This is a genomic window from Pleomorphovibrio marinus, assembly GCF_003347495.1.
GTDB lineage: Bacteria > Bacteroidota > Bacteroidia > Cytophagales > Cyclobacteriaceae > Pleomorphovibrio > Pleomorphovibrio marinus.
In genome coordinates, this window is record NZ_QCXY01000013.1 from 125,993 (window position 1) to 139,912 (window position 13,920).

11 protein-coding genes are annotated in these 13,920 nt (G+C 43.5%); 4 read left to right on the forward strand and 7 right to left on the reverse strand.

All coding sequences use genetic code 11. From position 1 onward, the window contains the following. Positions 1-4: 4 nt before the first annotated feature. From cobA to DB520_RS24300, 4 genes are all read right to left on the reverse strand, one after another. Positions 5-781 carry a uroporphyrinogen-III C-methyltransferase gene (gene cobA / locus DB520_RS24285; RefSeq protein WP_114752384.1) on the reverse strand — a complete coding sequence of 259 codons (777 nt, stop codon included), beginning with the start codon at positions 779-781 and terminating at the stop codon, positions 5-7. Then, entirely contained in the window at positions 778-2,880 is a 2,103-nt protein-coding gene (locus DB520_RS24290) for a nitrite/sulfite reductase (RefSeq protein WP_114752385.1), read from the reverse strand. The genes cobA and DB520_RS24290 overlap by 4 nt, the downstream gene beginning before the upstream one ends. A gap of 47 nt (positions 2,881-2,927) precedes the next feature. After that, positions 2,928-3,653 carry a phosphoadenylyl-sulfate reductase gene (locus tag DB520_RS24295; RefSeq protein WP_114752386.1) on the reverse strand — a complete coding sequence of 242 codons (726 nt, stop codon included), beginning with the start codon at positions 3,651-3,653 and terminating at the stop codon, positions 2,928-2,930. Positions 3,654-3,778: 125 nt separating this feature from the next. Then, complete coding sequence (locus tag DB520_RS24300) at positions 3,779-4,195, reverse strand: RrF2 family transcriptional regulator (RefSeq protein ID WP_114752387.1); 417 nt, start codon at positions 4,193-4,195, stop codon at positions 3,779-3,781. Between the two features lie 498 nt (positions 4,196-4,693). Between DB520_RS24300 and DB520_RS24305 the strand changes: the two genes are divergently transcribed. From DB520_RS24305 to DB520_RS24315, 3 genes are read left to right on the forward strand one after another with little or no spacing between them, the layout of a single operon-like run. Further along, entirely contained in the window at positions 4,694-5,206 is a 513-nt protein-coding gene (locus tag DB520_RS24305) for a DUF1572 family protein (RefSeq protein WP_232835132.1), read from the forward strand. An 11-nt stretch (positions 5,207-5,217) separates the two neighbouring features. Then, positions 5,218-6,447, forward strand: coding sequence for a metallophosphoesterase family protein (locus DB520_RS24310; protein ID WP_198675443.1), 1,230 nt, complete (start codon positions 5,218-5,220; stop codon positions 6,445-6,447). Next, the gene (locus DB520_RS24315; RefSeq protein WP_114752388.1) at positions 6,444-9,467 is read left to right on the forward strand and encodes an AAA family ATPase; all 3,024 of its coding nucleotides are present in this window, start codon (positions 6,444-6,446) and stop codon (positions 9,465-9,467) included. Before DB520_RS24310 ends, DB520_RS24315 begins: the two co-directional genes overlap by 4 nt. Positions 9,468-9,770: 303 nt before the next feature. On the opposite strand, the gene DB520_RS26870 is transcribed toward DB520_RS24315, so the two are convergent. The 3 genes from DB520_RS26870 to DB520_RS24335 form a co-directional block, all read right to left on the reverse strand. Then, positions 9,771-9,926: a hypothetical protein gene (locus DB520_RS26870; protein ID WP_157972233.1), complete on the reverse strand. Its 156-nt coding sequence runs from the start codon at positions 9,924-9,926 to the stop codon at positions 9,771-9,773. 666 nt (positions 9,927-10,592) lie between these two features. Then, entirely contained in the window at positions 10,593-11,030 is a 438-nt protein-coding gene (locus DB520_RS24325; protein ID WP_114752390.1) for a hypothetical protein, read from the reverse strand. A gap of 593 nt (positions 11,031-11,623) precedes the next feature. Further along, positions 11,624-12,934 carry an ATP-binding protein gene (locus DB520_RS24335; RefSeq protein WP_114752392.1) on the reverse strand — a complete coding sequence of 437 codons (1,311 nt, stop codon included), beginning with the start codon at positions 12,932-12,934 and terminating at the stop codon, positions 11,624-11,626. 490 nt (positions 12,935-13,424) lie between these two features. Between DB520_RS24335 and DB520_RS27385 the strand changes: the two genes are divergently transcribed. Continuing rightward, the gene (locus tag DB520_RS27385) at positions 13,425-13,787 is read left to right on the forward strand and encodes a hypothetical protein (RefSeq protein ID WP_232835133.1); all 363 of its coding nucleotides are present in this window, start codon (positions 13,425-13,427) and stop codon (positions 13,785-13,787) included. The last annotated feature ends 133 nt before the right edge of the window (positions 13,788-13,920 follow it).

Genomic DNA, 13,920 nt, shown 5'->3' on the forward strand with positions numbered 1-13,920 from the left:
GGGGTCAAGCGAATTTTCCGTTAATCTCTAATTCCTGATGGATATCTTTCAGTTTTCTGGCCTCCCTTACCACCTCACCTATTACAATTACTGCAGGAGGGCCAATACCGATTTTAGCAGCTTTCTCTTCAATGTCTTCCATGCAACCGATAACGGAACATTCCTCTTTTGTTGTCCCGCTTTGGATAATGGCAAGGGGCATTTCACCATGACCTAATTGCCTATAAATTTGCACAATTTCTGGGAGTTTCCGGGTACCCATAAGAACTACTACGGTAGCAGTAGATTGGGAGGCCAAATACAAGTCTGAGGAGAGGTTTCCGGAGGAGGTGGTTGCAGTAATTACCCAAAAGCTCTCCGAAACCCCCCTTTTAGTCACAGGAACACCTATACAAGCCGGCACTGCAACAGCGGAGGTTATCCCAGGAATTACTTCGGTAGGGATACCATATCCCTCAATAAAATCGATTTCTTCAGCTCCTCTGCCGAAGACAAATGGATCCCCTCCCTTCAACCTAACCACGTGTCCGTGCTTTTTTGCATAAGCTACACATAGCTGATTGATCTCTTCCTGGGGATGGGTCCTTTGACCATGCCTCTTACCTACGAATATTTTTAACGCTTTCGCTGGGGCATGGTTCAATAAAGCCGCATCGATGAGGGCATCATATAATACTACATCCGCCTTGTTTAGTGCCAATATGCCCTTTAGCGTAACCAGTTCTGGATCTCCAGGGCCCGCACCAACCAAGGTGACTTTTGGATGGGTTTTTTCTGTCATACCTGAACTTCCTTGGCTCGGAACGCATCAATTTGCTCAAACACCCTTTCAGCATCAGCATAATAGGACCTAGCAAAAGATTCATTCGGCTCGTTATTTTGAATCTGATAAACTATATCAGAAAATTTTCCGCCTACATTAATCTTACCTGATTCAGCAAGCACCTCTTCAAACTGCTTTACGATGTTCGCATAAGAGTTGGTGTTAACTCCTTCTGCTGTCAGGATGGCCTTTGCGGCATTGATTATTCCCGCATAGGTATGATAAATAGCATCAGACCATTTGCTTTCTTTTAGGGAATCCTCTGCGTTGGCTAACTTTTCTTTGGCCTCCAACAAGAGTGTAGAAACCAGATCGATGACCACGCCTGCACATTCCCCTACACCAATGGCTTTTACATAAGCCTCCTCATTTCCCCAATCCACAAAGTCTTCATCCTTCAGATCTTCGGTACTAGCAAGGGGTTTAAGGATTTCGTAGAAATACATTTGGCCCATCCTTTCGTAAAAGGCATGGTAGGACTCACCCTCATTGGCGTGTTGTTTAAAATCGTCCAGTAGTGCCCTTAGGGCTTGTGGACCTCGCTTGCTGGGTATTTTGATGACCTTATCGGAAAATTTTCCCTTCCCTTTTCCAAAAGTAGCTCCACCAAGTAACACTTGAAGTGCAGGAGCCACTTTTTTACCTACTTTAATGGACATACCCTGAAACCCTATAGAAGCCATGTTGTGCTGCCCACAGGCATTCATGCACCCTGAAATTTTAATATTGAAATCTTTGTCCACCAAAAACTCCGGATACTCCTCAAGGATGACTTTTTCCAAAATGCTGGCTGCACCCGTACTGCTGGCTATTCCAAGGTTGCAGGTGTCTGTACCGGGGCAAGCGGTGATGTCTCCCACGGTATTGTAGCCATGGGCAGCGAAACCGAGTTTTTGCAGTTCTTGGTAAAAGAAGGGGATAAGATCTTCCCTTACATCCCTGATGAGGATATTCTGCCGAAGGGTAAGCCTGATTTCGTTATTGGCATAATCCTTTATTAGCTTGGCCAATTTTCTTGCCACGTCAGTTCTGAAATCTCCGAGATAAACCTTTACTCCTATGGATACAAACCCTTTTTGTTTTTGGGGGAACACATTGGTCAGCAGCCACTTTTTGTAGGTATTGTCTGAAGGCGTTTCTGTTTGTACAGATGGAGGGTTGGGAAGTTTTTGTGTTTCCTCATAACTCTTGTAATCAATTGGGTAAGTTTTATAGGGGAGTGCAGTTTTTTCCTCTTCCACTAATTGCATAAAACCTTCAATACCCAAATTGTTGATCAAGAACTTCATCCTTGCCTTCATTCTCTTTGCTCTCTCCCCATGTCGGTCAAAGACCCTTACCACTCCTTCTATAAATGGAATAAGTTGATCAGTAGGCAGAAACTCATGTACCTCATCGGCATGCCTGGGTTGAGAACCTAATCCTCCTCCCAGAAGTACTTTAAATCCTCTCACTTCTTTACCGTTTTCTTCCCTAACTTGAGGGATAAAACCCAAATCATGAAGGTATCCTAAAGCGGTGTCTTCCTCAGAGGCGGAAAATGAAATTTTGAATTTCCTTCCCATTTCCTGGCAGATGGGATTCCTGAGCATGTATTCAAAAGTGGCATGGGCATAGGGAGTCACATCAAAAGGTTCTTTGGGGTCTACCCCTGCGGTTTCGGATGCCGTTACGTTCCTCACGGTGTTACCGCAGGCCTCCCTTATGGTGACATTGTCTTTATCCAGTTCAGCCCATAACTCTGGGGTTCTGTCCAAACTTACATAGTGGATTTGAATATCCTGCCTGGTGGTAATGTGGAGCCGGCCCGTGGAGTATTCATCGGAAACATCCGAAATCCTGTTGAGCTGCTCGGAGCTTACCTTACCATAGGGGAGCTTAATCCTTATCATTTGTACTCCTTGCTGCCGCTGCCCATAGATCCCTCTGGCCAGCCTAAGGCTTCGGAATTTCTCATCATCTATTTTTCCATCCCTAAACAGGGATATCTTCTTTTCCAGCTCTATGATGTCCTTCTCAACTACCGGATTTTCTATTTCTGTTCTGAAGCTTTGCATTGCAATGTTTTTTTTCCGTTCTAGGTTTGAATTATTAATGGATCGGTCTAGGAATTCTTGGCCAAGGGAGTTTGCTCATGCAAACCACATTCTTTGTGGGAACTTTCCCACCACCACCTTCCGGCCCTTGGGTCTTCTCCGGGGTCTATTGCCCGTGTACACGGAGCACACCCAATACTGACAAAACCTTTGTCATGAAGGGGGTTATAGGGTACTTTGTTAGCTTTAATAAAAGCCAACATTTCGTCCATCGTCCAATCCAATAAAGGATTATATTTCAATATTTTGTTGCCCTCGTCCCACTCTAATTTCCTCATGTTTTTCCTGTTTGGGCTCTGCTCCGCCCTCAGTCCGGTGATCCAAATCTCATTTCCTGCCAAGGCTCTTTTCAAGGGTTCTACCTTTCTGATATAGCAGCAGCTTTTCCTGTTATCCACAGAGTCGTAGAAGCTGTTAATTCCCTTTTCCCTTACGAATTTTTCCACTGAATGGGTATTGGGATAGTAAGTTTTAATATCCAGGCCATATTTCATAATTGTTCTGGCCAACAGATCGTAGGTCTCATAGAAGAGCCTTCCCGTATCTAATGTGAAAACTCCCACTGGAAGTTCCTTTCTGGCAATGATATCGGTGATTACTTGATCTTCCTGTCCCAAAGAAGTACTAAAAACTACTTTGCCGGGGAATAGGTCACACAGTAATGCCATTCCTTTTGAAGGTTCAAGATGCTCTACCCGCTGGGATAATTCCTCGATCTTGCTATGATCTATCATATTCCTATCGAAATTTTATAAGGCTGGACTACCTTGTAATTGCATGGCAGTCCAAACTTGTTAGATTATTCCAAATACAAAAGTACATAAAACCTACAAATTATATAGGCTTTATGGCAAAAAAATTATTCTTCTTCCAAAATGTCCTGCAAAGTTTTCATTTCAAGGATCTTGAGGGTCTCGTCCCTAACCCTGATCATCACTTTGTTGAGTCCACACCGTTCTTGATTTTCGCATTCCTCACAGGGTTCATAGTAGTTGAGGCTAACGCAGGGAAGTAGGGCAATAGGACCGTCTAGCAGACGGATAATTCTGGATAGAGCGATTTCATTAGGAGGCTTTATGAGGTAATACCCTCCCCCTTTTCCTTTTTTGCTACCCAAAAACCCGGCCTTTTTTAATTCCAAGAGAATGTTTTCCAGGAATTTGTGCGAGATGCCATAATTTTCAGAGATTTCCTGAATTAAGATGGCTCCCTTGTCCTGGTTTTTGCCCAAATAGGTAAGAGCATGGAAGGCATACTTGGTTTTTTTGGATAGCATATCCCACAAAAATAGGACTTTTTGTTAAAAAATCTTCAAATAAGTTGAAATCGAGCCTGTCTACAGGCAGGCATGACGAGCACGTCACACAATGGGATGCCCCCCGATAGCTACGGGGCTATCGGGAAGATGCGAGATTCCCCCAAACAAGTTCCCCGAATCGAGTTCGGGGCAGGCTGGGGCAAGCTACCTTCCTGACGGTTTACCTGCCGAAGGCATGGCAGTCAGGTCTGACCATTAAAAAACAAATATAAACACATGAAATCGAGCCTGTCCTGACGGCAGTCAGGGCATGACGCAAGCGACACACGGGGGGATGATTATCGTTGCGAGATTCCCCCGAAGCGAGTCCGGGGCAGGCTATCTGACCACTGAAAAACAATTATAAACAGATGAAAAGCGAACGCATCCTCCAATTTGGGCTAGGGAAAAAGTCCTGACAAATGATAGGGATTACAAGCCATATGCCATAATTTTAGGCTGACTAACTTGAAAAGTATGGATCCAAACATCATGCACCGAGAATTCCTTGAAAGCACCTTAGGCATATTAAAGGAATACAAGCAGTTAGGTGAGAAAGCATTGCAACAGATACCAAAGGACAAATGGGATTGGCAGTACAACGACAATTCCAATTCGGTAAGTGTTCTGGTAAAACATCTTTGGGGAAACATGATGTCCAGATGGACCGACTTTCTAAACAGTGATGGGGAAAAGCCCTGGAGGCAACGGGACGCCGAATTTGAGGCTGAGAACATTTCGCCCAAAGAGCTAATGGAAAAGTGGGAGGAAGGTTGGATGACCCTGTTTGAAGCCATCTCGGATTTGACCATAGCGGACATGGAAAAAGAAGTACTAATCAATGGTAAAAACCACTCTGTTTACGATGCTCTACTCCGACAGCTTGCACATTATGCATCACACATAGGACAGATCCTGTATATTGGAAAAATGCTTAAGGACCAATCATGGATCAACCTAAGTGTCCCGAAACGCCCCTCCACCAATTAAAAACTAGCTAAATGATCAAAATACTACATACCGCCGATTGGCATTTGGGAAAGCGATTGCAGGAATTCTCCAGAATTGAGGAACAAAAAGAGGTCCTTGAAGAAATCACCCACATCGCAGATGAGCAGGGAGCCGACCTGGTGTTGATTGCAGGGGATGTGTTTGATACTTTTAATCCCAGCCACGAAGCTGTAGAGCTTTTTTTTAAGACGATCAAGAAACTATCTTTGGGAGGAGATAGACCAGTGGTAATTATTTCCGGTAACCACGACAGCACTCAGTTTATAGAGGCTCCAGACCCATTGGCCAGGGAGATGGGCATTTTGTTTTATGGAAAATATGATTCCCTGATTCCCACAGGGGAAATAGGGAATGGCATACAGGTCTGCCGCTCGGAACAAGGTTTCGTAGAGCTAAAGCTCCCAAAAATGAATTTTCCGGTACGGGTTATCCTTGCTCCCTATGCAAATGAACTTTTGCTAAAGTCCTACTTGGGGGAAGATGACAGGGAGGCTGAGCTAAGGAAATTACTTGCCCGGCGCTGGCAGGATTTGGCAGATGCTTATTGTGATCACCATGGGGTGAATCTCTTTTTGGGGCATTTCTTTTTTGTGAAGGAAGGGAAGGAGCCCGATCCTGAACCGGAAAGTGAGCGCCCCATTTTGCATGTGGGGGGTACACAGGCCATCTTTACCCATGACCTGCCAAATTCCCTACAGTATGCTGCCTTAGGCCACTTGCACCGGTATCATTCTGTTCAGGATCGCCCTTTTCCGGTGACTTATAGCAGTTCTCCTTTGGCCTATTCCTTTAGCGAGGCCGAGCAGGAAAAGCAGGTGGTCATCATAGATGCTTTGCCGTCCGAACCCGTGAAAATTAGGCCCCTTGCCTTAAAGAAGGGGAAACCACTATACCGAAGGACATTTGACAACCTTCCCGGAGCCCTGGATTGGCTGGAAGCAAACCAAGATGCCTATGTGGAGCTTACTTTTGTTACGGAAAATGCCATCGATGCCTCCACCAGAAAGGCTCTTCAAAATGCCCACGATGGGATTGTAAACCTTATTCCCCAACTCAAAAACCCCCAAGGGCAGTCGCTTCCAGGGCTGCAGGTAGCAGATTTGGAGAAAGACATGAAGACGTTGTTCGCCATGTATTATGAAGCTAGCAGGGGACTTCCACCCAATGAAGAAACCTTATCCATTTTTACAGAAATCATCAGCCAAAACGAACATCCATGATCCCCATCCAACTCGAAATTGAAGGATTATACAGCTACAGGAAAAAACAAACCATTCATTTTGACCAACTTACCGCTGCGGGGTTGTTTGGGATTTTTGGGGCTGTGGGCAGCGGAAAATCATCCATTTTGGAAGGGATTCTTCTGGCACTATATGGAAGTAGCGAAAGGCTTTCCGACAGGGGGGAGAAAAGCAGCCTGCTCAATTTGCGTTCCTCTTCCCTGTCTATACGGTTAAGCTTCAAAGCAGGTAAGGGAAATGTCCAGGAATACGTTGCCCTCTATCAGTTGAGCAGGCATAGTACCAAGGAGGATCAGATTGGAACGGCTTCCCATCAGTTTTATAGAAAGTACGAGGAAGAGCTGGTTCCCATAGAAGAAAAGGCCAATGAAATCCTAGGGATGAAAAAGGAGCATTTCAAGCAGACCGTCATCATCCCACAGGGGAAGTTTCGGGAGTTCATAGACCTGACCCCGGGGCCCCGGGCTGAAATGATGAAGGAGCTTTTCGGCCTGGAGCGCTTTGATTTATCCGCGAAGGCCAACCATCTTTCCAAAAACAGCAGGGATGAACAATTGAAAATAAAAACTAGGATAGAGAGCCTGGGTGAAGTGGATAAATCGCTTATAGGTGAAATGAAGGGTCAACTAGAAGGATTGGAAAAGGATAGAGATACCCTCCAAGATGCCCAGAAACTCAATGAGGAGCAATTCAAAAACAAGGAATCCCTGTGGGGTAAATTTGTGGAGAAAGAAAAACTGGGCAAAACACTGAACTCACTCAATTCCGCAAAACCGGAGATCGAAAAAAACAAAGAAAACCTGAAACTCTACCAAAAGGCCAACACTTTACTAAAACCCATCTTTGATGGAATCGAAGATAAGGAAGCAGAGAGGGAAAAAATGTCGAGGTCGGTAGAAAATTGTACCCGATTTAAAGGGGAGTACGAAAGCGAGGTTGCCGAATTTGTGAAGGAGGTGGAGAAGCTTCAGGCCAAGGCGGACCAAAGGCATTTGAGAGAGGCCAAGATAAAGGACTTGGAAAAGGTGTTGGATATCCAGGAGCTGCTTAGCCAACTAAAGACCGCCGAAGAGAAGCTTCAAAGCCTTACGCCTCAGTTGGAGGCATTGGATCGGACTAAGGCCAAGCTTACCCAGGAAATAGATAGAGAGGAGGAAGGGCTTGACAGCTTGGAGGAGGTGGATCCGGGGAAGCTGGCACAATGGCAGTCGGCATATAAGGAAAGGGAGTCGCTGGAAGGGAGGATCACAACATCAAAAGAGGAAATTAAAGGGCTTAAAACCAAGATTGATCAAGAGGAAACAGCCCTAAAACGGCTTATAGAAAGCCTTGATTCCACCTCAATCGAGGAGGAAATAGAAAAAGCCAAGCTTCTGATCAAGCAATTGGAACAATCCTGGGAGGCATGGATGGAAAAGAAAGGGCTTCATAACCACGCCCATCTTCTTGTAGAAGGTTCCCCTTGCCCACTCTGCGGTTCTGAGCACCACCCCCAACCCTTAAAGGAAGGGGAAATGGAGGAGGAGCAAAAATTAAAAAACCAACTAGAATCCGCCAAAAAGTCTTTGGACAGGCTTCAATTTATGGAAAAGGAAATTCAGGGCCACGGCCATCAAGTCAAAGCCCAGGAACAAGTATTGGAAAGGGAAAACGCCCAATCCGCTGTCTTGGAAGAGGAACTGGAAGTCCTGAAAAAGCAACTAAGCCTGGAGAACTTGTCTGATAAATCGGCTCTTGAAAATGCGATACATCGTTGCTCAAAGGTCTTGGATCAACGAAAAAAGTTAGACCTTTCGCTTAAGCAAAAACGGTTGGCAGTAAAGAGTGCGGAGGCAGATTTAGATCGAAAAAGGCTGGAAATACAAGGCCATGAAAATAGGAAGTCAACGTTGCAATCTACCATTGCTGCAAAGCAGGACGAAATAGTGGACATGGAATTTTGCCACCCCTATTTTGACAAAAATGCTGAGGAGATTAAAATTCAAATTGATAAGGTAAAAAGTGACATTGCCGAAACGGCTGAAATGCTGATCAGCAAAAGGAGGGTATTGGATGACCTGAGGCGGAAAGCCACCGCAAATCTCACCCAATTGGAGGGGTTCAAACTGAGGCTGGAAGAGTGCGTGGAGGCTTTGGCCCGACTAAGGAAGGAGCTCAAAGATAAAATGAGCCAAGCCGGTTTTGAGAGTGAGGAGGGGCTTACGGAACTATTCAGCCGCCCTATGGATGTGGAAAAACTGGAAAACGAAATTCGAGAATTTGAAGACCGGTATTTACTTATATCCAGCCAATTGGAAAAATTGGAGAGTGAAGAAGGGCTTGCCGGCTTTAAGGAAGAGGATTACCTTAAGGCAAAGGAGAAACTGAAAGACTCCAAAAATGCCCTGGAAGCCAAAAGCAAGGAAATCACCTTACTGCAGCAGTCCATTCAGGATCTGGGGGAGAGGCTTTTGCGCAAAAAGGAGTTAGAGAAAGAACTGGAGAAGGTGGAAAAGCGGCTTTTAACCCTAGGCGATTTGCAGAAGCTTTTTCAGGGAAATGGTTTTGTGAAGTATGTGAGCACCATTTACCTCAGGGAGCTGTGTGCCACTGCCAACCAAAGGTTTATGAGGTTGACCAAAAACCAGCTCAGCCTGGACATTGATGACCAAAACACCTTTTGGATCATCGACTACCTCAACGGTGGCAAAAAAAGACTGCTGAGGACACTCTCCGGTGGGCAGACCTTCCAGGCCTCCCTTTGTCTGGCACTGGCACTGGCCGAAAAGGTAAAAAGCCTCAATCAGGCCGATCAGAGTTTCTTTTTCTTGGATGAGGGATTTGGGGCACTGGATAAAAATGCCCTGAGGGTGGTTTTTGAAACCTTAAAGTCGCTTAGGCACGAAAACAGGGTGGTGGGCATCATTAGCCATGTGGAGGAGCTACAACAGGAAATAGGTGTCTTTGCCAAGGTGGACCTGGATCCTGAGGTGGGCAGTGTGGTTTCTTATTCATTCTAGTTGTTCCCCGCTGTTCGAGGAGCCACTGTTCGGGATTTGTAATCCCGAACCCAGATAAAGGGGATTTGCAATCCCTTACGAAAACGATCTATCCCCGAAAATCAGGCTTTCAGGAAAAAGCACCATCGCCACATCCATTCCCCGACATTGATATGTTTCCTCGAATCCTGTACTACTTTGAAAAGACGTTCACCCGCGGATTACAAATTAGCCCTATCTGTCCACGAAATTGCAAATTTCGTGGAGCGGCTGTTCGGGATTTGAAATCCCGAGACTTCCACTTGGGTTAGAGTAAATGGCTACTTACCATACCTTGTAATTCAGAAAAATCCCAGTATATGGTCTGAAGCGAAGCCCCCTTTCGTCGAGGGTAGTTTCCACCTTTGACTGAAGCTGCCATTCCATATTGCCTTCCAGGGGTTTGGTTTCGTAGGTTTCACCTGTCCTGGTCCAGGTCATGGTATACGAAAGTCTTAACTCCGTACTGAGGAAGATCCTTTCAGAAATTCTGAACCTTAACCCGAGCAGCGGGGACAGGGCAATGTTCCTTCCGTGGCTGTACTCCTATGACCTTTCCCAAAAGGAGTAGGGGTCGGCATCAGGGTCATATCCTGTCCTAATTTCGGTAAAAGATTCCCGTGACCGTCCTACTTCTACGTCCAGCCCGTAGTAGGCTTCCCATCTTTTGGTGATCGGTTTTATCCATTCGTAGCCCAGTGCTACTCCATACGAGGTGTGCAGGTTTTTGTGGGTCCGTGGTAAAAATCACAGTCTCATTATTATTTAAGAGCCCGTAAGCCCTGACCCTTATTGTCTGGAAGGGGTTGGGCATCTTTTTGCGTAAAAGCACTTCCGCGGGGCTTTTCACACTTTGGTCAAGTATCCTTTTGGATGAAGTTAAATACACACCCGATTTGTGTTCACAGTAGGATTATTAAAAAGCCGGGGAGGTAGATAAACTCCGGCTTTATTGGTTAATTACTCGTCACTCGATTTTTATTTGTCTCTTAATTACCCCGTCGGGATGTTCAATATGTATAAAATATCTTCCTAGCTGGGAATAAGCGTAATGAGAAAAGAATAAAATTAAAAGAAAAAATGGTAATTTATGCGGATTCATAACTATTAAAATTTGAAATGGATAAAAATATTAGCAAATGGTGTAAAATAAAGTTGCAATTGATTTTCACTCAGTTTGGAATATGAGCCAAGGGTGTATTCCCCAGGGTTGTCATTGGGAGTTTCATACCAATTGGCATTTAGGGTTGAAAGGTTATATCGCAGATGTAATTTCACTTCAGTGGTTAAATAAAAATTGTCATAAATATGATAGGTTATGCCCACCAAGGGTAACAATCCAAATCCATTATCCCTTATATTAATCACTAAGCGAGATTTTAGGTAACCTATAGGTGTATCAAATGTAACCCTATTAAGGGTTGATTTATTCAAAGAAATCCCCTTTTCAAATTCCACTCCATAGAAAAAACCGAACTCCCTGCCGATTCGCTCATGCCACTCATACCCCAGGGAAACGGCAAGGCTGGTTTCCCTGGAATCCATACTCTCGTCAGTTTGCCTACTCTGTGATTACCAGGTCATTCCTGCCAGTCTCGCCCTATAGGCCTGGTTGCGCTTGGCGCGTTTTCGAAACATCAGTTCCAGCGGTGTTGAAATGTTTTGGTCGAACAAACCTTCCCATGCTATCTGCGAGTTGATGCCTAGGCTGTGGTTAACACCGTCTTGAAACAGGGGGTGTTTATCCTTGTCCGCACTCTGTCCTAATACATCCAATATGCCATGACCTATAAAAATGAGGACAAAAAAAGTTTTCTTTATAAAATGTGATTTTCCGAAAGCTATTCAAACAAAATCATATAAAGAATATGGTTTCAATAATTATTTTTATACTAATTTTTATATAATTTTATTAACGGGAAAATAGTTTTTTTAATGATTTGAATTATAAAAATATGGTTTTCGAAATAATTTATGCTTTGTGTAACTATATTAAATTGGCTGTTACCAATGGCCAAGAAGCCGAACCATTAGATTCGGGAATTACCCTATTGATTTAGGCAAAGTCATCGATACACCATAATATATAGTGAACTGGAAGCACAGGGCTCGGATTACAAACTACGATAAGCAACTTTTCACATTTCTTCTAAGGAATATCCTTCAAATATAAACTCATAACCCTTAAAACGCTCCTGCAATTTCTTTGATTTTTCTCTGAGCAGGTTCAATTTGATGTTCTTTTTCTGGCGTTTAACTTCGGCTACCAATACTTTCTTCTCCAAATCATTTACTGCAACAATGTCGATCTCGTTCTGATACTTTCTTTCCCAATAGGTGCCAATAAGGTTAAACCTTCCCTGACCCTTTAGCTTTTCCCTGAAATAATCTTCCAACACCTTACCGCTATAGGTCTCATAATCGCGTTCAATTACATCTCTTATATATCCTAAATTGCCAGCCTCCACAGAACTGCGATACTTGTAAATGAACCTAAACCAAAAAGACAAAAACTGATCTGTGACCTTATACTTCAGCAAACGTCCTCCAGGTTTTGCAAACAGCGGCCGCACTTTTAGGATCAGGTTGTATTCCTTTTCCAACCGATTTAAAAAACCTCCCACATCCATTTCCAAAATGGACTCAATCTCAACCCTTGAAGCCTTTCCTGAAGCTATCAACGAGAGAATGGAAAAGTAATTTGCATACTCTTTGCCAAACTCCTCTATCAACACGTTTCTTCCCTCCTCCAAAAACAAAGAATTTTCCGCTACCACCCTATCCAGGATTTTGTTTCTGGAAAGTGCCCCTTGTTGCACCAACAGTTCCAAATACCTGGGAACAGCCCCTGTTACCATATATAAGGTCAACAAATCATCCTTCACATATCCTGCTGCGTGGTCTTCCAAAATCTCTTTTAGGATGGCAAAGTCAAGGGTCTTAACATGAATTCGTTGTGTGGCTCTGCCAAAGAGTGGTTCTTTTGCATTTTCAAAGATGCTGTACATCATCGAGTACACAGAACCACACAGGAGTAGGTTGATCTTACTCTCCTCTTTGTGAAGATCCCAAGCTTTTTGCATTCCTGAAAAAACCGAGGGGTTAACTGTAAAAAATTCCTGAAACTCATCTATAATCACAGTAATAGGTTTCCCTTTGGATTCCAACATCAATAACTCAAAGAGGGCCACAAATGACTTTATCTCTCCATATATGGGTAGGTTTAGATGTCTTTGGATTTCATCTAGGAACTCTTCGCAAAGAAGGGACTCGTTTTTTTTGCCTACAAACAAGTAAATATAGGGATTGGCTTTATAGGCCTTCATCAGCAACCGGGTTTTTCCTATACGCCTACGTCCAACTACAAATGTCATTTGGGCGATTTTGGCTGATCTATTACCAACCTCCTGCAATAAGGCAATTTCTTTTTCCCGATTATAAAATTTCATTGGTTATCGTAAAGTAAGTTACCGTAACATGAGTTACGATAACAAATCTAAATAAATTCTTTGTTAATTGGAAAAAACTCCATTATCGAATCATTTCCCTGACCTTGATTGGGTCTCCGGAACCCTGATATATTTTCAGAACAAGTTTGCCAGCGGATTGCAAATCCGCCCTATCTGTCCACGAAATTAGAAATTTCGAGGAGCGGTGGATAATATTGAAATAACTATAAACAATTGAAACATTTTAAAATAAATACGTAATTTTAAGTTGAAAACCGTAAGAGGGTGAATGGAGCTTACATCAATCATTCCCAAGGCTAATACATGTTTATGGTCAAAAATTTTGGTAAAAAGAGGTATGCTTGGTTTTTCTAAAGAAATAATTTAAAAGTTCCTCTGCATCAGTTATATATGTATGGTTTGCAAGTTTAACTGATGCAGACAAGAATCAATATTTTCAAAGAGTTAATAAGTTAAAACCGGGATCCAAATGTTCAAGTTACATTTTATTTTACTTGCCGCTTTTGCATGTACAGAGAAATATAAAGCCGGTAAAAAAAGCTCCGGTTCCAATGAATGGGAACTTGTGGTTTTGGATTCTATTCAGGTAGATTATTTAGGGGAAATAAGAGAAGGTACTTTTTCCAATGGAATAGGGCTGATTAAGAATATATCGGGAAGCCACATGGTCATGTTTGATTCCCTGGGTACTATCTTGGTGAAGAAGGAGTTTCCCAAAGAAGGACCTGGGTCTATGATGTGGTTAGAATCGTTGCTTGAACACAATGGAGAGTATTATGGAACCACCTCATTTAATGATATTTACCATTTTGATGCCAACCTCAACCTATAAAACAAGTTTGAAAATGCCATTTATGGGGGAAAGCAGAGGAGGTGCCTACAATCGTAAAGATATTGCGGTTTGAAATGAAAAACTACTGCTTTGGTATCCCGGGCGCGACGGAATTAGCCCTTATATAGACCAT